The sequence below is a fragment of the Staphylococcus sp. mip270_02 genome, from assembly GCF_054031535.1.
The window spans coordinates 1,191,132-1,212,299 of the sequence record NZ_CM132934.1 but is presented as its reverse complement, the minus strand read 5'-3'; the positions used below and the strand labels follow the sequence as shown (position 1 = coordinate 1,212,299).

17 protein-coding genes and 1 rRNA gene are annotated in these 21,168 nt (G+C 32.7%); 2 read left to right on the top strand and 16 right to left on the bottom strand.

What is annotated here, in order from left to right:
* Positions 1–76: 76 nt before the first annotated feature.
* The 7 genes from ACW5YJ_RS05470 to ACW5YJ_RS05440 all read right to left on the bottom strand — a co-directional run bounded on the left by ACW5YJ_RS05470 (position 77) and on the right by ACW5YJ_RS05440 (position 8,268).
* A 16S ribosomal RNA gene (locus ACW5YJ_RS05470) occupies positions 77–1,629 on the bottom strand.
* 503 nt (positions 1,630–2,132) lie between these two features.
* Positions 2,133–3,197, bottom strand: coding sequence for a P-loop NTPase (locus ACW5YJ_RS05465; RefSeq protein WP_107552168.1), 1,065 nt, complete (start codon positions 3,195–3,197; stop codon positions 2,133–2,135).
* Between the two features lie 242 nt (positions 3,198–3,439).
* A complete protein-coding gene (locus ACW5YJ_RS05460) occupies positions 3,440–3,898 on the bottom strand; it encodes a SepA family multidrug efflux transporter (RefSeq protein ID WP_017723724.1) in 459 nt (152 codons plus the stop codon).
* Positions 3,899–4,054: 156 nt separating this feature from the next.
* Complete coding sequence (gene sdrM / locus ACW5YJ_RS05455; RefSeq protein WP_107552170.1) at positions 4,055–5,395, bottom strand: multidrug efflux MFS transporter SdrM; 1,341 nt, start codon at positions 5,393–5,395, stop codon at positions 4,055–4,057.
* Positions 5,396–5,760: 365 nt separating this feature from the next.
* Complete coding sequence (gene trhA / locus ACW5YJ_RS05450; RefSeq protein WP_107552172.1) at positions 5,761–6,444, bottom strand: PAQR family membrane homeostasis protein TrhA; 684 nt, start codon at positions 6,442–6,444, stop codon at positions 5,761–5,763.
* 17 nt (positions 6,445–6,461) lie between these two features.
* Positions 6,462–7,649 (bottom strand): UTP--glucose-1-phosphate uridylyltransferase, encoded by a 1,188-nt coding sequence (locus ACW5YJ_RS05445; protein WP_017722956.1) that lies wholly within the window; start codon positions 7,647–7,649, stop codon positions 6,462–6,464.
* A gap of 115 nt (positions 7,650–7,764) precedes the next feature.
* On the bottom strand, positions 7,765–8,268 hold the full coding sequence (locus ACW5YJ_RS05440) for a metal-dependent hydrolase (RefSeq protein WP_017722957.1): 504 nt from the start codon (positions 8,266–8,268) through the stop codon (positions 7,765–7,767).
* 175 nt (positions 8,269–8,443) lie between these two features.
* On the opposite strand from ACW5YJ_RS05440, the gene ACW5YJ_RS05435 reads away from it, so the two are divergent.
* Complete coding sequence (locus ACW5YJ_RS05435; RefSeq protein ID WP_017722958.1) at positions 8,444–8,704, top strand: SunI/YnzG family protein; 261 nt, start codon at positions 8,444–8,446, stop codon at positions 8,702–8,704.
* A gap of 827 nt (positions 8,705–9,531) precedes the next feature.
* On the opposite strand, the gene ACW5YJ_RS05430 is transcribed toward ACW5YJ_RS05435, so the two are convergent.
* Entirely contained in the window at positions 9,532–10,857 is a 1,326-nt protein-coding gene (locus ACW5YJ_RS05430; RefSeq protein ID WP_017722960.1) for an APC family permease, read from the bottom strand.
* A gap of 1 nt (position 10,858) precedes the next feature.
* A complete protein-coding gene (locus ACW5YJ_RS05425; protein ID WP_017722961.1) occupies positions 10,859–11,665 on the bottom strand; it encodes a carbon-nitrogen hydrolase family protein in 807 nt (268 codons plus the stop codon).
* A 269-nt stretch (positions 11,666–11,934) separates the two neighbouring features.
* Between ACW5YJ_RS05425 and ACW5YJ_RS05420 the strand changes: the two genes are divergently transcribed.
* The gene (locus ACW5YJ_RS05420; protein WP_107551903.1) at positions 11,935–12,252 is read left to right on the top strand and encodes a heme oxygenase; all 318 of its coding nucleotides are present in this window, start codon (positions 11,935–11,937) and stop codon (positions 12,250–12,252) included.
* Positions 12,253–12,398: 146 nt separating this feature from the next.
* Here the strand turns inward: ACW5YJ_RS05420 and ACW5YJ_RS05415 are convergent, their stop codons facing one another.
* The 7 genes from ACW5YJ_RS05415 to ACW5YJ_RS05385 form a co-directional block, all read right to left on the bottom strand.
* The gene (locus ACW5YJ_RS05415) at positions 12,399–13,718 is read right to left on the bottom strand and encodes a YjiH family protein (RefSeq protein ID WP_153672626.1); all 1,320 of its coding nucleotides are present in this window, start codon (positions 13,716–13,718) and stop codon (positions 12,399–12,401) included.
* Between the two features lie 251 nt (positions 13,719–13,969).
* Positions 13,970–14,932 (bottom strand): iron chelate uptake ABC transporter family permease subunit, encoded by a 963-nt coding sequence (locus ACW5YJ_RS05410; protein ID WP_017722964.1) that lies wholly within the window; start codon positions 14,930–14,932, stop codon positions 13,970–13,972.
* Positions 14,929–15,963: a FecCD family ABC transporter permease gene (locus tag ACW5YJ_RS05405; RefSeq protein ID WP_017722965.1), complete on the bottom strand. Its 1,035-nt coding sequence runs from the start codon at positions 15,961–15,963 to the stop codon at positions 14,929–14,931. The genes ACW5YJ_RS05410 and ACW5YJ_RS05405 overlap by 4 nt, the downstream gene beginning before the upstream one ends.
* An 11-nt stretch (positions 15,964–15,974) precedes the next feature.
* Positions 15,975–16,985: an ABC transporter substrate-binding protein gene (locus ACW5YJ_RS05400; protein WP_017722966.1), complete on the bottom strand. Its 1,011-nt coding sequence runs from the start codon at positions 16,983–16,985 to the stop codon at positions 15,975–15,977.
* 95 nt (positions 16,986–17,080) lie between these two features.
* Positions 17,081–18,142 (bottom strand): alanine/ornithine racemase family PLP-dependent enzyme, encoded by a 1,062-nt coding sequence (locus ACW5YJ_RS05395; protein ID WP_017722967.1) that lies wholly within the window; start codon positions 18,140–18,142, stop codon positions 17,081–17,083.
* A gap of 3 nt (positions 18,143–18,145) precedes the next feature.
* Complete coding sequence (locus ACW5YJ_RS05390) at positions 18,146–19,903, bottom strand: IucA/IucC family protein (protein WP_457338563.1); 1,758 nt, start codon at positions 19,901–19,903, stop codon at positions 18,146–18,148.
* Positions 19,900–21,078 carry an MFS transporter gene (locus ACW5YJ_RS05385; RefSeq protein ID WP_119604084.1) on the bottom strand — a complete coding sequence of 393 codons (1,179 nt, stop codon included), beginning with the start codon at positions 21,076–21,078 and terminating at the stop codon, positions 19,900–19,902. Before ACW5YJ_RS05385 ends, ACW5YJ_RS05390 begins: the two co-directional genes overlap by 4 nt.
* Positions 21,079–21,168: the final 90 nt, after the last annotated feature.

Genomic DNA, 21,168 nt, shown 5'->3' with positions numbered 1-21,168 from the left:
CTCAAAACTGAATACAATATGTCAATGTTATTCCTATTTCATCTTCGTAAGAAGATGTTTCCGAATATATCCTTAGAAAGGAGGTGATCCAGCCGCACCTTCCGATACGGCTACCTTGTTACGACTTCACCCCAATCATTTGTCCCACCTTCGACGGCTAGCTCCATAAATGGTTACTCCACCGGCTTCGGGTGTTACAAACTCTCGTGGTGTGACGGGCGGTGTGTACAAGACCCGGGAACGTATTCACCGTAGCATGCTGATCTACGATTACTAGCGATTCCAGCTTCATGTAGTCGAGTTGCAGACTACAATCCGAACTGAGAACAACTTTATGGGATTTGCATGACCTCGCGGTTTAGCTGCCCTTTGTATTGTCCATTGTAGCACGTGTGTAGCCCAAATCATAAGGGGCATGATGATTTGACGTCATCCCCACCTTCCTCCGGTTTATCACCGGCAGTCAACCTAGAGTGCCCAACTTAATGATGGCAACTAAGCTTAAGGGTTGCGCTCGTTGCGGGACTTAACCCAACATCTCACGACACGAGCTGACGACAACCATGCACCACCTGTCACTTTGTCCCCCGAAGGGGAAGGCTCTATCTCTAGAGTTTTCAAAGGATGTCAAGATTTGGTAAGGTTCTTCGCGTTGCTTCGAATTAAACCACATGCTCCACCGCTTGTGCGGGTCCCCGTCAATTCCTTTGAGTTTCAACCTTGCGGTCGTACTCCCCAGGCGGAGTGCTTAATGCGTTAGCTGCAGCACTAAGGGGCGGAAACCCCCTAACACTTAGCACTCATCGTTTACGGCGTGGACTACCAGGGTATCTAATCCTGTTTGATCCCCACGCTTTCGCACATCAGCGTCAGTTACAGACCAGAAAGTCGCCTTCGCCACTGGTGTTCCTCCATATCTCTGCGCATTTCACCGCTACACATGGAATTCCACTTTCCTCTTCTGCACTCAAGTTTCCCAGTTTCCAATGACCCTCCACGGTTGAGCCGTGGGCTTTCACATCAGACTTAAGAAACCGCCTACGCGCGCTTTACGCCCAATAATTCCGGATAACGCTTGCCACCTACGTATTACCGCGGCTGCTGGCACGTAGTTAGCCGTGGCTTTCTGATTAGGTACCGTCAAGACGTGCACAGTTACTTACACATTTGTTCTTCCCTAATAACAGAGTTTTACGAGCCGAAACCCTTCATCACTCACGCGGCGTTGCTCCGTCAGGCTTTCGCCCATTGCGGAAGATTCCCTACTGCTGCCTCCCGTAGGAGTCTGGACCGTGTCTCAGTTCCAGTGTGGCCGATCACCCTCTCAGGTCGGCTACGTATCGTCGCCTTGGTAAGCCGTTACCTTACCAACTAGCTAATACGGCGCGGGTCCATCTATAAGTGATAGCAAAACCATCTTTCACTTTAGAACCATGCGGTTCCAAATGTTATCCGGTATTAGCTCCGGTTTCCCGAAGTTATCCCAGTCTTATAGGTAGGTTACCCACGTGTTACTCACCCGTCCGCCGCTAACGTCAAAGGAGCAAGCTCCTTATCTGTTCGCTCGACTTGCATGTATTAGGCACGCCGCCAGCGTTCATCCTGAGCCAGGATCAAACTCTCCATAAATGAATTATGATGTTTGATTAGCTCATAAAATACTAATTTGTGTTATCTCTAACACTTGCTTTGAACCAACAATTTAATGTTGTGTTCGGAATTAACGTTGACATATTGCAATTCAGTTTTCAATGTTCATTTCTTCATTTAATTAATAGTTGCTTTACAATGTTAACATCTTGTTTAATGTTTTGTCAACAAGAAAATATTATTTTTTAATAATCAATTAACATTACTGTAACAATATTAAATTATTATTCTTATTAATGCAAGTATATTTTTTACACTTTTTATAATTAATTTAAATAATTTGTTTGCCGTTTTTGACGACTTTTATATAATATCAATTCTGTCTAGAAAAGTCAACAACAATTTCAAACTAATTATTTTTTGAATTCACGCTTGTGTAATCAAATGTTTGCCACAAGAAACAATTCTACCATCATTCAGAAAAAAAGCAATAGAAAAGTGGATAGAATTTAAATTAAATTCTATCCACTACTAAAAACCACTTATTTACTAGTCTTTTTAATAATTTGTTGCGCCATCGATTGGTATATTTCTCCAAGCCTATCATCAGTTTGATATATGGAAGGTGCAAAGTCTTTAGGGTTCCATGATGGTTGTTCTAGTGGAAGATGTCCTAATAAATCAGTTTGGAGTTCTTCAGCAAGTTTCTCCCCTCCACCAGTACCAAATACATATTCTTTATTCCCAGTTTCTTTACTTTGGAAATAAGACATATTTTCAATTACACCTAGAATAGAATGTTCAGTATGCTTTGCCATTGCTCCAGCCCTTGCAGCAACAAACGCTGCTGTTGGATGCGGTGTAGTCACAATAATTTCTTTACTTGAAGGTAACATAGTATGAACGTCTAATGCGATGTCTCCCGTACCAGGAGGTAAATCTAGAATAAGATAATCTAAATCTCCCCATCTTACTTCAACGAAAAAGTTTGTGAGCATTTTGCCGAGCATTGGACCTCTCCATATGACTGGTGCGTTTTCTTCAACAAAGAATGCCATAGATATTACTTTAACTCCATGACGTTCAACTGGTATGATTTCTTTTCCTTGAACACCTGGTTTCTCATCAATCCCCATCATATCAGGAACACTAAAACCGTAAATGTCAGCGTCTACAAGTCCAACTTTTTTACCTTCTCTTGCTAAAGATACTGCTAAGTTGACTGCTACCGTCGATTTACCAACGCCACCTTTACCTGAGGCAATAGCGATAAATTCAACCGGATTATCTTTTGAAAGCAAACCTTCTATTGTTTGATTTTGTTCTTCCCCTGAGCCACGGTATTGTTCTACAACATCTGATGGTAATTCTTCAAATCGAATGCCAACTGTATTCGCACCATTTTCTTTAAGCACTTCTACAATTGCCATTTGTAAGTCTAGTTGTGGTTGGCCACCTAATTGAGCCATTGCTACTTTAACACTTACATGTTCTTTTTCTTCTTTAATACTTACTTCGATAATTCCATCTGTTTCTTTTAATGGTACATCAATTATTGGATCCTTTAATTCTCCAACAAGCTCTTTAACTTGCTCTATCGTTAACACAAAGCGTCCCCCTCTTATTTCATTATCATTTATATTCTAACAAATAAACTTTGACTATGCTTTAAATTGTTTATACTTAGTATAAATTTAATACAAAGAATAAAAAAGCAGTTAGCTCAAATTATTCTTACATATAAGAATAATGAACTAACTACTTTGATTTAGTATTTCTTATATCCACCAACAATTTTATTTATATTTACTCGGCAAATGTTTTTCCCCTTGTGTATATCACAAAAATACTATTTGTGCTTATCATTAAGATTTTTGCTATCTGGATAAAAGATTTCCTTACATATAAACAAAATGCCAATGATTAGGACAATCACCCAGAAATCAATATTGATATATGCATAATGAATATGCACTATAAAATAAAATAGTAAGGTCGTTACCGTAAAAGTAATCAAATGGTATGTTGTTCCTTGAAAATACGGATTTTCAGGTATTTTTTTCCTAAAGTAATCCATTAAATTTTCTATAGTAAATAAATTAAAATAACCTAATACGATATAACTACCATAGTAAATTAAATTATCGTAAAAACTTTTATTATAACCAAAGTACGCCAAATGAAAATATATTAAAATCCTACTTAACCCATATAAACCAAAACCTAGAAATGTTAAGAAGATGGCGCCAGATATTATAAATACAGAAAGTACAATAAGCGTTGTAAATAAATATCTAATATATTTCATTGCTTACTGTCCTCCCTTTCTCGATTTATCTACAATATGTGTAAATGGTATACTCCCATTCATTATTTATATTATCATTATACCCATCTTGTACAAAACATATCTTAAGTAGTAACTTTCACATAATATCAAAATTAGCTAAATGTATATACATTGTTACTCAGTTGATACTGTTTTCTCTTTAAATGCGAATAACCATAATAAAATGAGCGTGACAAGTATTAGCAAACTTAAAATAATGACGTTGTGTATGTGAACGCTAATAAAAGTAAACGATAAGGCATACACGTATCCCATAATTGTAGATCCTATAGAATTTCCTAAGCTTTTCGTTAATGTATAGAGCGACATCATACGTTTCATATTTGCTGGCGATGTTTCCTCTTGGGTAATCACACTATCTTTAGTATAAACGGTCCCGAAACTAACACCAGCTAATAATAAGCTCAATCCGATAAAAATTGGGGATTCTGTTCCAATAAATACTAATATCCCACAAATTATCAATGATGTAAACGCACTGATGTATAATGCTTTTCTCGACATTTTCGCTTCTATTTTATCCAGTGAGAAATTTAAAATTAGCCATGCAAATGAAATCGGGAAAATAACAAATCCACTTTGCAACGGTGATAAACCAATATCTTCTTGTAAATAGATTGGCATATATAAATTGTATCCCATCAATATAATTGCATAAGCAAAATCAGTAAAGAATATTAAAACAATCATTTTATTAAATTCGTTAACTGGTACAAATGGTGCTTTTACTCTCTTCTGATTTTTAAATAGTCCGATTGCTACTACTATTGCTATAATCATTGAACCTATATTTAAATATAGGTTTGACTTATTCATAACTGTAAAGATTATGAAAAATACAAAAACATAAAATAAAGTTAAGCCTTTTATATCTAACTTATTTTTAGCTGTTGTGCTTTCATTTTCAAAATGAAAAGTAAATATAACAAGTATCATTGCTATTATTGCAATAGGAATATTTACAAAAAATAACCAATGCCAAGTTGCGAATTCTAAAATCCCTCCCCCTAACACTGGACCAATAATACTTGAAATCCCCCAAACGCTTCCTACCGTACCCATAATTTTATAACGTAATGGAATTTCAAAGGCTAACTTTGGCACGATTTGACTTAATGCCATCATAACTCCAGCACCTAATCCTTGAATAAAACGAGACACAATTAACAAAGTGAAAGTGTCACTTAGTCCAGATAACAAACTTCCTACTGTGAATAATAAAAGTCCTAATAAAGTTATGTAAATAATTTTTGTGCGTTCTAACAATTCACCTACAATTGGGTTGGCAATAACTATAGCAATAAAATAAACTGCAAATATGAGTGAAATGGATGATTCTACACTCAAATCCGTTTTAATTGTTGGTAAAGCTAAAGAAACTATGGATGTTTCAATTGCAGACATAAACATTATTAAAATAAGTGCAACTACAACGCCTAATGATTTTATATTCATGTATTATTCTCAACTCTCTTACCTTCTTAAAATTTATATTTATTTCTACTTAATCATTATTTATTTCTAAGTTCAATATCTTTGCTTTATTTTATTTTAAACAAACTTTTATGCCTCACGCCAATTAATACTACTATTACATTTTTGTTTAATTACATAATTAATTATTTGTTAAAATGGCTAAATACACAGAAATGGGAGTGGGACAGAAATCAAATTTTCTAACATAGATTTCGTAGTCCCACCCCGGCAATAGTGACTAGCATTGAAAAAAGCTTGATATAAGCGTATTTTCAATTCAGTCACTTACTGCCAAATTGAAAAAGAGCCTGAGACATCTATTTATGTCCCAGGCTCATATAAAGCTACATAAAATATATAATTGCTATAAAATGGAATACTGAAGCAATCACAATAAAGAAATGCCAAATCATATGAAAATATGGTCTATCCTTTTGTGCGTAAAACCAAGCACCTATTGTGTATGCAATACCACCAAAAAGTATAAATAGCATAAATGTAATGGATGTATCAAAAATAATTTTAGGCAAGAACAATACGCCAATCCACCCCATTACAAGATACATAATTAAACTTAATTTATGATTAACATTTTTAGCTAGTGATTTGTATAAAATGCCCCAAATCGTTATTCCCCACAGTACAATCATTGCTGACCAACCAATCCATCCCCCAACTAAAGCTAAACAAATTGGAGTATATGTACCAGCGATTGCAACATAAATCATGCTATGGTCAATTATGCGCAAAATGAATTTATGTGATGATTTATTTGGCATCGAATGATAAACCGTTGATGAAATAAACATTAAAAATATACTTATAACATAAACGGAAACACTAAAAGCACCCATTATACCAAAGTTTAAAAAACTTAAGATGGCAGCATAAGGTAGCGCACATAACGCTATAAAAGCTGCTACACCGTGGGATACTGCATTGCCTATTTCTTCACCGAATGTTAATGGTACAATATCTTTAAATGTTTTAACTACTTTATTATCATCAGCTTTTATTGATTGAGACAACGATGTAACCACCTTTTTTATATCATATTCATACGTTTTAAATCTGCTCTAGCTGTTTCAACACTATCTTTACCTTCTTTATTTTTGAGAGGTGAAAATTCTTCATCCCTCGGAACTTGTAAAGTAATAAAGCTATTTGCATATTGGAATATATCAAAATAAAACAATTCAAATTTCAAAGTTGATTGCTCAATCACACCAAAGTCCTCGTCTAATTGTTTTAATTTTTTGATTGCTAAATGGTATGGCAACTCATTGTCAACAACATTACTAATAAATAAGAGTTTGAAAGAATGAATTCCTATATTAGCATTATTAAATTCATTTGCTACATCTGGACTTAGTTCTGAATATTCAAGTACCGTATCTTTATGTTTTGTATGAACTAAACGGCCAACGCTTTCGCCATCTTTAGGTTGTATAGATTTTGTAGTAATATCCATACTATTTTGGAATGTATATCCAGCAAATAATGGATCAAGTACTTTAACTAGTACATTATCGATGTTATTTAAGAAAATATATTCGACACCATTATCTAACATTTCTTGTAAATATCCAGCTTTTTTAAGTGCTTTAAACACACCACCATTACCATTTGGTGTTTCTAAAATATTATTATCTACATCTAATACTAATTTACCTTCTTCAGATAAAGCTACAATATTATCTTGCATAAAGAAATGCACATGTGCTTTATCATAACCAAAGTAATTATTTGATTCGAAGAATAACTGTGTTTCTTGATCATTCACTTTACTAGTCATGATATACCAATCAACGAATTCGCCAGTTTGCTCTTTTAATGCTAATAATTGTTTAGCCTGAATCTCAAACAAACTTACGCCTTCAATTTCGAAAGAACCTTTAGGACCCTTATATCCTAATCGAGTACCTTGCCCGCCGGCCATAAGTAGTACTGCAAATTTACCTTTACGAATAGCTTCAAGTCCAACTTTTTCATATTGCTCGATCTCTTCATCTGTAAATTCATTTTTTATATCATACTTTACTTCATTAATAGAAGTAACATCATTAATTTCTTTTTTATTTACATATAAATCCTCGTATAAATCTTGAATATCCGTTAAATTTAGTGCATCTAGTTTTTCAGATAGTTGCTCTCTCTCATTTGTGCTCATCAATTTTTCAAACTCAATGAGATGGTCTTGATTAAACTTTTCTAAAGCTTTCTTATCTAGCATGCTCTCTCTCCTTAATATCCAAATATTTAAATAAAAAATATATCTTATTTGCATTACGGATATATAATTTCACTATATGTACTTTATATTATTATGATGCTCAGTACAACCATAATCATAACCAATTCAATAATAACTTATGTATAGAGGGTTGAAAAATTACATAAATTGCTCCAATCGATAACGCACTGGCTAAAGACAAGTCAACTAAACCGCCTGTTTTAAAAACCACTGGGAATTTCACACTTATTGGAACAGGATAAAATAATTTAACACCTCTTGGGGTTAACATATCTAGTATAACATGCGAAAGCAAACCAAGAACAATACTACTCAAATAATAGTTGGGGGTTTGAATCAAATACAATAAAAAGATAATAATACCTATAAATAAAAGTGAATGTGTAAATGTCCTGTGTCCAAATAGCATTCTAATTAAGTAACTAATAAGTTTAAATCGTCTACCAATTTTACTTTGTGCGTGACAAATATCAGGTATTAAACTCGAAATAACTGCAAGCGTTATAACTGTAACAGATGTAAACAAATCAGTATGAAAATATTCTAATGTTAAAGCTCCGACTAATAAGCCGCATGATGCATGGGTTTTACCTGTCATTTTCACTACTCCTTATCGGATTACATTTTAGCACATTTAAGCGTTAAATGCGAACATACTTTCGTTAAAAACATGAGTATAACCTATTTTTAAAAAGTATCACACAATCACTTGAAAACGTTTGCAGTTTATTGTATGCTATAGCTATAAATTAATTAAAGGATGTGTTCGATATATGGCAATGACAGTAAAAAAAGATAACAGTGAAGTAAGAATTCAATGGAGAGTTGCAGATATTAAGATTCCAACAAATGAAATTAAAAATATTTCACAGGACCAAAATATTCATGAAGTTCCTAAACTTGATAGAAATAAAGTTTCAAGAATTGGATCTACTTTTGGAAAAACAAACCGTGTTATCATCGACACTGATGACCATGAATACATTATATACACTCAAAATGATCAAAAAGTTTATAACGAATTAACTAAATAATTAATTATAAACTAGCTTACATCAATAACCAAAACAACAATTTTCACATTAAAATATAGACAACCCCTACGCATTAAATTGTGTAGGGGTTTTATTGCTATTTATGTTATCAATTTTTCAAAATAATGTTATCCTTCCAGACCATTATAAGTCCTTTCACTAGCCAAATTACTTTTTTAAGATAAATGTCAACGCAAATTAACGTGGTACCCATAGAAACTTTACCAAGTTCACTATATTTCATTAATTTCATAATCTGTCGCCAAACCTCTTTTCTACTGTTTAACTTCACATTTATTTTGGTTTTTATTGTACCAGCGAATCTTAAACTTCTGTGATATATTAATTCTCATTTGTATTAACTTTAATATGCTTAGCTTTATAACCTATTCCTACGGTAAGCAAGTTAACCTAATCAGACAGAATAGGGCAGCGCTCTCATAAAGCGTTCATAAAAAAACTGCTAACAAAGTCTAAGGCTTTGTTAGCAGTTTAATCAAATACAATCATTATATTTGATTTGTCTATATTTAATACAAACAATTTTTATAACTTACTTAAAAATAAAACAATCAGTTTTATTTCGTATCCTTGAACAAAAGAATTGAAATTCAAATAAAAATATCGTTTGAAAGTTCATTTCGTTGGCTAGATAAACCTATATCTTAACAAATCAACTTTTTAATCATATAAATCTTATATTTATAATCCTGATATGCACACATATACTTTACATGTCTCAGCAACATTTTATTTTATACATTCTTACTAACCTAAGTAAAAGCTACATTAGTTAAAATGAACTCCCCTTTTATTTAGTTCAATTTTCATATTGCTAAAGTTGGTGGTAACTTTGAAAAACCTCTAGTAAGACAAATTAGGTATATAAAACCAATACTCGTCCATACAGTACCTAATATTAATGCATGTTTATCTAAACTTATAAATAAACATATATCTAAAATCATTCCTATTAATGGTATAGTGAAATAAGTAATCCTCTTCATTCCTTGTCTTTGCTTCAATTTGACAAAATAAAAAACAATAACTGATAAGTTAACAAACGCAAATGAAATAAATGCACCAAAATTTATAAATGAAGTTGAAGTACTTACATTCATAAAGATACCAATCACACCTATAATGCCTATAAACATTAAATTGAAAATTGGTGTTTGCCTTTTCTTTTCAATATAACCAAAAATTTTTTTGCTGAGTACGCCATCACGCCCCATAGCATAAAGAAGTCTTGCTCCGCTAGTTTGTGCTGATAATCCTGAAGCTAATTGTGCTAATATTAAACCGCTTAAAAATAATGAAGATAGTAAGTTACCGCCTACAATTTTAGCTATTTCAAAAGCAGCAGAATCAGTATTGTTAATAACATTAAAATTCGGAAGTGTGATTGAAAGTATATATGCAACAGTAACAAATAGAAAACCACCTACAATAGTAATAATCATAATTGCCTTAGGAATAGTTTTTGTAGGATTTTGGGTTTCTTCAGCCAATGTAGTAACAGCATCAAACCCTAAGAATGAATAACATGCAATGGCCGCTCCTGCCAATATTGGGGAAATATGGTTATCCGTTATGTTAAAAATACGGCTACTTAAAATCCCTCCTTCCCCCATTCCATGTGTTACATGCCAAATACATAAAATAATAAAAATTGATATCACTAATAATTGAAAAATCATAATTAATAAACTCGTGGATGTAGTTGAATTAATTCCTATAATATTAATTAATGTCGTCATTATTATAAATATAATTATCCATGCCCAACTTGGTATGATTGGAAAAGCAGTTGACAAATATTCTGCTCCAATAAGCCATATAACTAATGGTAAAAATAAATAATCTAATAATATTGTCCAACCTATCATAAATCCCATAGATGGATGGAGACTTTTAGAAACAAAAGTATAAGCAGAGCCAGCAGAAGGAAAAGCTTTTGCCATTAAACCATAACTATAAGCTGTGAATAGCATTGCAATAGTAGCAAATAAATATGCATAAGGAACATAACCATTTGTAACTTCGTACAGTGTGCCATAAGTACCAAAAACAATCATTGGTGCCATATAAGCTAATCCGAACATAACAACTTGATATAAAGTTAGAGATTTTTTTAGTTTTGTCTGAACCATGTTATCTGCCCTCCTTAAATGCATCATTTAGTTTTTGATACATATTTGGATGGATTTGATTAACATAGTCTAAGCTCAAATCCTTATCTAAATCATTTTTTAAAGTAACATTTGCATTCTGTGTTGTTTGGCCATCTTTTAAATATAATAAATTTTCACCTTTATGATTCACTATACTGCTATGTCCAAAGAAATGGTGTGGTTCGTTTATTCCATATTGATTAGCAATTGCTATTGGCAATTCATTTTCCAATGCTCTGCTTGCTAAATATATATCTTGATAAAACTCATAAGGCGACATATTGGCCGTCGAAATCAAAATTATTTCTGAGCCTTTCAACTTCAATAATCGTGCTACCTCTGGAAATTCCAAATCATAGCATATCATGAGACCGACTTTACCAAATCTGGTATTTATAACTGGAAAATCGTTACCTTTATCAAAAATAAGTTGTTCATCCGCAAATAAATGTGTTTTACGATATTTTGCTATAATCCCTCTCGTAGCATCTATATAAGTAGTTGCTATATAGTATTTGTCTTTTTCAATTTCTGGAAATGAAATCACTGCATCAATATTATAATTTTTACAGGTTTTCACAATACTTGTTAAAAATTCACTACTGTCTGACATGGCTACTTTTTTTAATAAGTCACTATTTTGTATATAACCCGATATAGCTAATTCAGGAAAAAGTACTAAGTCTACATTCTTTTGGCTTTCATCTATCAATGTACGGCAAATATAATCTGTATTAATTTCAATTCTACCTAACATTGGTTCCATTTGTGCGATTGAAATCTTCATAAACATACCCCTTTGTTTACTCATTTATTAAATCTTTAGCTAGAATGAATAACTACTATATTCAATTTTCTGAATTTTACTATAATTATTGGATGTTTAAAAGCACCAGTTTTTCTATTTTCATGGTACCAATATTTTAATTATAATTTAATCTTATTGTCTAAATAAGCATTATATACTCTAAGCTATTAATTAATAAGAGTTCTCAATTATATTAATAAATTATCAATGGTATACTGTTCATATATTATAGAAAGAAGGTGCGTTTCATGTATGTAGTTACGAACAGAATTGATGTAAAAAAAGGATTTGCTGAAAAAATGGCTCCAAAATTTACTCAGGGCGGGAAAATACAAGAACTAGACGGCTTTCATAAAGTAGAAGTTTGGTTAATTGATGATGAGGAAGATTACGATCAAATGTATATCAATACATGGTGGGAAACTGAAAATGATTTTAAAGCATGGCTTCAAAGCGATGCTTTTAAGGAAGCTCATGAAGGAAAATCAAAATCTAGCAGTGAAGAATCACCTGTCTTAGGTAATAAAGTTGTCAAAGCAAATGTAATATCAGTACTTAGTAATTAATAATTATCATTCAACTGATTATAATTGTTATATCGTATAAATAAAAGGAAGCGCCATGGACAAGTAAATGTCTATGACGCTTCTTTTTGCTTTCAACTAAGTAGAGTTTACTAGATTTTTAGATTTAATTTTCTACATCCTATATTTTAATTGAAATATAAGTGAGCCATTAACGCTATAATAGGTAACGCTATAATTGTTCTTATTAAGAATATGATAAAGAGTTTAAAGATACTTACTGGTATTTTAGAACCTAAGATTACTCCACCAACTTCTGATAAGTAAATCAATTGTGTAATGCTCAATGCACCAACAACAAATAATGTAATATCGTTACCAACACCTTCAATTAAAATTGATGGTAAGAACATATCGGCAAATCCAATTAATACTGTTTCTGATGCTTGAGCTGCTTCAGGTATTTGTAGCAATTCTAAATATGGAACGAATGGTTTCCCGATAATTGCAAATAATGGCGTATAGGTTGCTATAATGGTTGCAAGCGTACCTACACTCATCACTACCGGTAAAATTACAAACCACATATCTATCACAGTCTTAAAACCTGATTTGAAAAATGATTTAACTCCTGGTGCGTTGATACCTGTTTCAGTCGCCATATCAAAACCATGGCCGAGAGCAGTTTTATTATCAGGTAACTTTTCAGTTCTCATTTCTTCAGACACTTCTTTTGAGTATTCATCTTTAATAGATCTAAGCGGCCAAATTCTTGGCAATATAAATGCACATACTAAACAAGAAATGATTACAGTTAAATAAAAATAGAAGAAATGATTTTGCATATGTACAGTTTCGGCAACAACAATGGCAAATGTTAGTGAAACAACACTAAACGTAGTAGCAATAACTGTCGCTTCTCTTCTAGAATAAAATCCTTCTTGATATTGTCTGCTAGTGATTAAAACCCCTACTGTTCCATCACCAATGAATGATGCTAGATTATCAACAGTTGACCGTCCAGGTAATGTAAATAAAGGTCTCATTATCGGTCTGAAGATTGGTCCTAATAATTCTAATAATCCGTATTCCATAAGTAATGGTAAAAATAACGCTGCAAAGAAGAAGACAGTTACTAATGTAGGTAATAGACTTTCAAATACAAGTCCACCCGTGTCTTCGGAATAAATAACGCTAGTACCTACTTTTAAATATGTCATCCAAACAAACACTACTGCTAATATTCTTAAAATCAACCAGACAAACTTTACATTAAATGCATTGTTCATTAGACCTTCTGGCTTAAATTTATTTTTCAATACTGTCGAACATAAAATAGATAAAATACCTGATATCGTAATGATTATTACAATAACCAATGGCATAGCATTTCCAATTAAATCTTTTAGTAATCCTGCTAAAAATGCAACAGGGAGTGTTGTTTGTTTTTCACCATCTTCTGTCACTGTAATTGGTACTAAGAATAAAATGATACCAATTAATGACATGATAATGAATTTAAGCTGCCCACGTGTGCGCTGTGATTTATTATACTGAGTCACTACATTCACCCCTTAGGTGTATTATTTGATATATACTTAAAAAAACAACACCAATAATTATAACGTATGATGTATAAATATGTAAATCTATAAATTGTGTCTATTTGTTGTTATTTTTGTATAAAAAAGTAGAGTTAATCCTAATATTTAGAATTAACTCTACTTTAAATGAAAGCGTTTACTTTTGCAATTTATTATTAAATTTTTCTCAATAAGAATAAAAAATAAGGTACACCGACGATTGCAACAACAACACCAACAGGAATATCGATAGGTGGATGTATTCCTCGCGCTAAACAATCACTTATTGATAATATTAACGCTCCTATCAATCCTGACATAATAGTAATGTGTACGTGTTTATGTCCAACAATTCTTCTGGCTATATGTGGAGAGATAAGTCCTAAAAAGCTCAATCCGCCCACTACTGAAATAGATGCACCTGCTAAAATAACAGCTAATAGTAACAATATCATTTTAATTTTTTTCACTTTTGTACCTAATGCAATTGCAATATCATCACCTAAAGTTAAAATATCGAGCTGATGACAGTAATAAAAGATAATCGGTAACGCAACGATGAACCAAGGTAAAATAACCAAAACGTTCGACATACTATGGCCATACAAACTACCTGTTAACCACACTAATGCTGTATTGGCATCTTGCGGATTACGTATTAATAAATATTGCACTACCGCTGTACAAATTGCACCTATTGCTAAACCTATCAATGCTAACTTAGACCCTTTGACATTAAATTTTGCAATTAGTAATGTCAAAATCAAACTTACACATAAGGCACCCGCAAATGATCCAAACGGTAAAATGAAGAGAGGCGCAGAAGGGAATAGCATAATTATAGAGACTGCTGATAAACTTGCACCTTTAGTTATACCAATAACATCTGGCGAGGCAAGTGCATTTCTTACTACGCCTTGAATAAGTGCACCAGAAATCGCAAGGCTACTCCCAACAATAATTGCGAGAATCATCCTTGGTATACGGTATTCATTTAATATAAAGTTATCTTGTGCAAATAAACTTTTAACCGCTTCAACTGGATTAATCCAAACTGCTCCGATAGACAATGATGCAACTGCTGAGATTATAATTAATATTACAACGATACCATAACGAAAAGTTAATCTCCCGATCATAGTCTATCAACTCCTCTAACTGTAATAAATAGAAAGTATACCGCTCCTACAAATGAGGTAACAATTCCTACAGGCGATTCAAACGGAAATGCTATTAAACGGCTTAAGACATCAGATAACAATAATAAATCTGCACCGATAATCATCGTCAACGGTACCATTAGCCTGTAATCTGTTCGAATATAATGTTTTACAATATGTGGCACAATTAGTCCTACAAAACCAATTGGTCCTGCTATTGAAACGGATGCACCTGCTAAAACAATGACAAGTAGTCCAACAGTAATTCGTACAACTTTGACATTTTGCCCTAGCGATGTTGCTAAATCTTCACCTAATTCCATAATAGTTAATTGCTTAGATATAAAAATTGCTCCAATGAAAGCCATTACTATCCAAGGAAATACACCAATGACTTGCGGCCATTGAATACTTGATAAAGAACCTACTAACCAAAACATTACAGTTGAAGTTGCATCTTCGTTTAGCAATATAATTCCTTGGGTCATACTAGAAAAGAATAAATGAATAGCCATACCGGCTAATGCTAGCTTTATAGGAGTCATTCCTTTAGTCGAACCTGATAGTGTATACACTGTCAATCCGCCGATAAATGCACCAATAAAAGCTAATATCGTTGAATACACAGTTAAAGCTGGTACAATCATTGAAATAAATACAATTACAAATGAAGCTCCTGAATTAACACCAAATATTTGTGGTGATGCCAAAGGATTACGCGTCATCGCTTGCATTAGCAAACCCGAAACGCCAAGTGCGGCCCCTATTAAAAGGCCAGCAAACATTCTTGGCATACGGACGTTATGTATCAAAAATGTCTCTTTTGTATCAATATGTTTTACACTGTAATCTATAAAATCTTGAAAAGTAATTTGTGAAGCTCCAACACTAAGATTGAAGTATATAATGACAAAAAGCGCACATACACTCACAATAAATGTGAGTGCAGTACGTTTTTGAGTTTTCTTTTCATTTGATTTAGTTGGGTTAACACTATGCGATTTAATCATTACCGTTCATCCTACTTTTGTTGTGAGTCTTTTTGCTCATTTTTAGAAATTTCAGCAAGTTGTTTTGCAATTTCTTCGGAAGATATAATACCTCTTGCACGTGCCCATGTATTTCTATCCACTACAGATACGCGATTATTTTTAACCGCATCTAAATCTTGCCAAACTGGATCCTCTTCTTGTTTTTTAAGGTTTGGATCATTTTCACCTTTATCAGCCATAATAAACATACGACCAGGGTTAATATCAGAAAGTACTTCTGGATTTAATTGTAAGTAAGGCCCTTTTAGATATTTAGATAAGTTATCAGTTTTCGTTTTATTTAACGCATTATCAAAACCTAACTCTTTTAAAAGCTCTCCAACATATGTATTTTCAGGATGTGCTAATAGGCCAGATTTTGCAACTACTGATGCTAATACAGGTTGTGATTTATCCATTGTAATTTCTTTACTGTACTTATCCATTAGCTCATTATGCTCTTTTAATCTATCTTTACCTTTATCTTCTTTACCTATTGCTTTTGCAATTGTTTTAAATGCTTCTAAGTTGTCTTTATAATCACTATCAAAGCTAGGAAGCATAATTGTTGGTGCAATTTTTTCTAAATCTTTTTGGATGCCTTTATGTCTATTGCTGTCTGCGATAATAACATCTGGTTTTTGGTTACTTATTTCTTCTAAGTTAGGTTGCTTACGTGCACCTACTGATTTATAATCCCCAATTTTTTCGCGAATAGGTTTAAGGATTCTATCTTTTTTACCATCATCTGCAACGCCGACTGGCTTAACATCTAATGCTGCAAGTGCATCGACAAATGAGAATTCTAATGCTACAACACGTTTAGGGTCTTTAGCAATTTTTGTCGTACCTCCATCATGCTTAATTGTTACACCATCTTTGTCGTCATTGCCTTTACTGGATTTGTCAGAACCTTTATCGCTGACGCTGCCACAAGCAGACAACATTACTACGGTTAAAGTTAAAAACAGGATAGCCATAATTTTATAACTATGTTTCATCGTTTTCACTCCTTAGAATATGTATAATTACATATTCAATTTTATTGATAATGATTATCGGTGTCAACAGAAACTTTTAAAACATTTAATAAAGTTTAAATGCGATTGGATTTTTGAATATTAAAGTTGTGGCATAATTTTTCAATAACGTTATCTTGAATATAATTTTTATCTAAGTTTGTCATATACATACTTTGTGCCAACGCCTTATACCCTAAACTAAATTGTATTTTATCCCCAATTTGGTAATGGTCTTGGTTTAACAAATCAATCATTACATGATCGCTAGTTGCCCCGATTACTTTAACATGATGGTGATGTGGTTTAATGTCTTCGATAAATGTATCTAAGTTGCCAATATCAACGATTGCTTGTAAATATTGCTGACTTGATGAAATATCAATACGTGGTTTAATTTCAACTATCTCCGCTTCTAAAATGATAGCGTCTTGATACAAAGAGGCTATCGGTTGATTAGTTGTTGTTTCAACACCTCTAAAAAGCGTTTCTCCTACACGTAACTCATTAATCTTCCCCATATCTTGATATAGCATTTGTGATATCATACTGGAATTGCCACCTGAGATTATTTTAAATCTTATATGCGTTTCTAATTCAACTGATTCTACGAATTGATTAATAAGTGATACATCTTCTTCAGTTGGAATAATTGATTGAAAGCACATAAAATTAAATGCTAATCCAACAACACTTACATGGTGCATCGAAAGTATTTCATTAATATAATCTACAACATCATATGTGAGTATGCCTTCTCTTGAATCCTTCCAATCAACCATAAGTAATATGTGATGTTTTACCTGGTGCTTTTGGGCAATTTCATTTAATCTGCGGATTGTCGCTATTTCTGTCTGTATACTTATATCGCTATATCTAACAACATCTTCCAGTTCATGTTGACTAGCCGTTCTAATCATCATATAAGATAAATTCTGATCATTACTTTTGTTAATATTGTCAATACGTGCATCAGCAAAATGCGTTATACCGATTTTTTTTAACGTTTCAACAATTTTTCTATCGCCACCTACGCATTTAATAACTGGTGTAAATTGCATATGATTCTGTTGAAAAATAGACAATAATACTTGTGCATTATATTTTATTTTGGACAAATTTATCTTTATTTCAGCCATCTATTACACCTCTTTATATATAGGATTCCTCAAATCAATGGTCACATATTGTTTTACTTTACTTTCCATTCTCATGCGTAAGAGCGCTTTTACTGTTATCGTTTCACCGAACAATGCTTGTTTCAACTTATTAGCATGTGGTTTATTTAGATCGATTGCGTCCTCAACTATTTCACCTACTAATTCAAATAATTCGGAAGCTTTTACAAATTCATATTCTGCAAAATGATGAATAAGTTCTGCAATTTGATTTTGAATAACTGCATGTTGAAATTTAGCTATGACCGCTTCAATATTTTCTGCAATTAAACTCGTGTTAGTAACATCAATATTAGGAATTTTATGTTTTAATGTTGTTAGATCTATTCTTGACCCACCTAAATCTCTAACGATAAACTTCATTTGATAATTCGGCCCTAGATTCACGATTGTATTTTGCATGTGCGCTTCCAAAGCAATACCATAATCTTGAATATAAGCAATTAATGGGTCGATTAATGCTTTACTATAGTGCAATAGAAATTGCTTAATCGCATCTGCCGTTAAACCATCATTTACCCAATTGATATAGCTATCTACGGTTACTTGGTTATCGACAGGATTTTTATTAACTAAACTTGCAGTTACTATAGTTGTGCCATTATCTGAAATATAAGGTTGATGTCGTACTATACAAGCCAAATGCTTTGCATCATCTGGTTCAGTTTTAGCGTGTATACCAAATGGTTCCATAGCAACTTGTAACTGTGGATAGATTGCTAACATGTCTTGTAATTCATAGCTCAATTTAGGTCCATCTACCGTTGTTACGCTCGACACAGTTCTTATAGCACTTGTTGCTTGTATATTGACTGGTAATTTAATATGAAACGGCTTGTGAACAAGTTGCATAGTTCTAAATGATAAGGTCGCTTTAGACTCAACCTCAAAGGGTGTAGGTAGTAATCGTTTTTTTAATATCCAGTCTGCAAATTTGTGAACAATAACATTTTCATATTGCCAAGGATGTACAAGTACAACACTATAATCTTTCAACTCTAAATCATGCGGTGCTAAAAATCCTTTCAATTTGTAACGATATTCTGGTATAACTTCATCTATCATATAGTTTGCATCATCTTCCATAGAAGTAATTACACAATTATCTTTATGGATGAGCATAACTTTTAATGGAATAATCTTTTCAAACTCTGGCGCATATTTTCTTACATCATCAGGTGTTAATGGAAGCTTAGTCTTAGATAATGGGTGTGTAGGATGCCCTTCAATAACAAGGCTTTCAGAATAATTCAAATCATTTATTTGCTTTGATCCAACCATATGCTGTAGCCATGAAAAGAAGTTTATTGTTTCAGGCATTCTTGAAAATTTTAGCGTTGCATGTATCAACGACTTTCTATGTTGAAAATGTTCATAAGTCAGTGCGAAACCTTCCCTACTAGAAATCAATTCATCTGTTAATCGCTGACTAATAGGCATATTGAAATGTACTTCTAGCACTTCTAATAGTTGTTCTAAAGTCTCAATCGTTACTTGTGCCTTACCCTTGATATAGAAAATCACACCATAAAATTCATAACGTTCCATAGCACTTTTTCTAACTTTGTTTAATTGCAACACTTGGCCTTGATATTGTATTTCAACACAGTGATCAAACTCATTAAATAGCATACCTTGTGGAAATATTTGCTCTTTAATAATTGCGTTAAAAATACGATACTGCACATTTCTATCTGCCAACTGCCATGTTTCATGCATCATACAATACTGCCTCCATTTTTTCTTTGCCTTCTAGAAATTACACTGAATAACAATGCAATGACAAATGTACTCATTCCCATAATAATAAAAGTTTCAATAATACCAATAAGTTCTGCTAAGAAACTCATCAACATGGCTCCTAAGGGGATCATACCTCTATCCATCATAATGACACTAAGTATTTTCCCTCTATGTTCAGGTTCTACTCTATGTTGAAAGTATATTCTATTTGTAGTTCTTGCCCATTGGCTGAACAGACCAATAAAGAATAATGACATAAATAATAAATAGGTATTACTACTAATCGTACACAATAGTGATACGCCAAAAAATACAGAGCTTATGTAATACATTTTGACCATAGATACTTTTTCTAAAATATTAGGTAAAACTATTGTTGCTAAAATACCGCCTATTGCACAACAGGTCATAGCACTACCAAATATCGTTACTTGATTAGGGAATGTCTTGTCTGTTAGTACTGGCAAAAGTGTAGTATAAGTAAAGCCAGTTGCCATAATAAGTAACGATGTCACAAATATTCTGGCTCCTACTTGATTATCTTTAAAGTAATTAATTACGTACTTAAAACTCACTTCAGGGTTTGCCTTTGGTAATACGTTATGACTAAATGATAACGGTAAACAAAGTATTAACGCTATGAAATAACATAGCGCTTGTATCCCAAAACTAATTTGCGCATTATAAGCAGCCATAATAAAACCAGCTATCGCAGGTCCAATCGAACGACATATATTTATAATAAATGAGTGATACGATACTGTTTGTGTTGTAGTTAATCGTTGTGTTAAATCTGGTAATACTGCTTGACGTACTGGTGTTTCTATTGCACTCATAATGCCACGACCTAGAGAATATAACAAAAATACAATTATCGGTAATTGTGGATTTTGAAATGTTAAGATACATAGTATCATTGTTAATAAAAATGAGGAGGTCATTGTTAATCTTAATAATTTTCCTCTATCACATCTATCAGCTAAACTTCCAGCCCATACACTTATGAGTAAAATAGGTACGAGTCGGAAAAAATTAATTAGTCCTAGATAAATTGCGTTATGATATAGTGTAAATACATACCAATTTAGCGTGATTTGTCCAATCCAATTCCCTAAGAACAGTAGGAATGAACTAGGAAAAAAATACTTTGCCATAAAATTCCTCCTGTTTTTCAATTGATAATAATTATCATTATCGATATTATGGATTATACAAATATCTTATACATTTGTAAAATAATTTTT

Coding starts and splice junctions, on each gene's coding strand:
- ACW5YJ_RS05460 (WP_017723724.1), bottom strand. CDS start 3,898: ATGAAATATATTAGATATTTATTTACAACGCTTATTGTACTTTCTGTA.
- sdrM (WP_107552170.1), bottom strand. CDS start 5,395: ATGAATATAAAATCATTAGGCGTTGTAGTTGCACTTATTTTAATAATG.
- ACW5YJ_RS05445 (WP_017722956.1), bottom strand. CDS start 7,649: ATGCTAGATAAGAAAGCTTTAGAAAAGTTTAATCAAGACCATCTCATT.
- ACW5YJ_RS05440 (WP_017722957.1), bottom strand. CDS start 8,268: ATGACAGGTAAAACCCATGCATCATGCGGCTTATTAGTCGGAGCTTTA.
- ACW5YJ_RS05435 (WP_017722958.1), top strand. CDS start 8,444: ATGGCAATGACAGTAAAAAAAGATAACAGTGAAGTAAGAATTCAATGG.
- ACW5YJ_RS05430 (WP_017722960.1), bottom strand. CDS start 10,857: ATGGTTCAGACAAAACTAAAAAAATCTCTAACTTTATATCAAGTTGTT.
- ACW5YJ_RS05425 (WP_017722961.1), bottom strand. CDS start 11,665: ATGAAGATTTCAATCGCACAAATGGAACCAATGTTAGGTAGAATTGAA.
- ACW5YJ_RS05420 (WP_107551903.1), top strand. CDS start 11,935: ATGTATGTAGTTACGAACAGAATTGATGTAAAAAAAGGATTTGCTGAA.
- ACW5YJ_RS05415 (WP_153672626.1), bottom strand. CDS start 13,718: ATGTCATTAATTGGTATCATTTTATTCTTAGTACCAATTACAGTGACA.
- ACW5YJ_RS05410 (WP_017722964.1), bottom strand. CDS start 14,932: ATGATCGGGAGATTAACTTTTCGTTATGGTATCGTTGTAATATTAATT.
- ACW5YJ_RS05405 (WP_017722965.1), bottom strand. CDS start 15,963: ATGATTAAATCGCATAGTGTTAACCCAACTAAATCAAATGAAAAGAAA.
- ACW5YJ_RS05400 (WP_017722966.1), bottom strand. CDS start 16,985: ATGAAACATAGTTATAAAATTATGGCTATCCTGTTTTTAACTTTAACC.
- ACW5YJ_RS05395 (WP_017722967.1), bottom strand. CDS start 18,142: ATGGCTGAAATAAAGATAAATTTGTCCAAAATAAAATATAATGCACAA.
- ACW5YJ_RS05390 (WP_457338563.1), bottom strand. CDS start 19,903: ATGATGCATGAAACATGGCAGTTGGCAGATAGAAATGTGCAGTATCGT.
- ACW5YJ_RS05385 (WP_119604084.1), bottom strand. CDS start 21,078: ATGGCAAAGTATTTTTTTCCTAGTTCATTCCTACTGTTCTTAGGGAAT.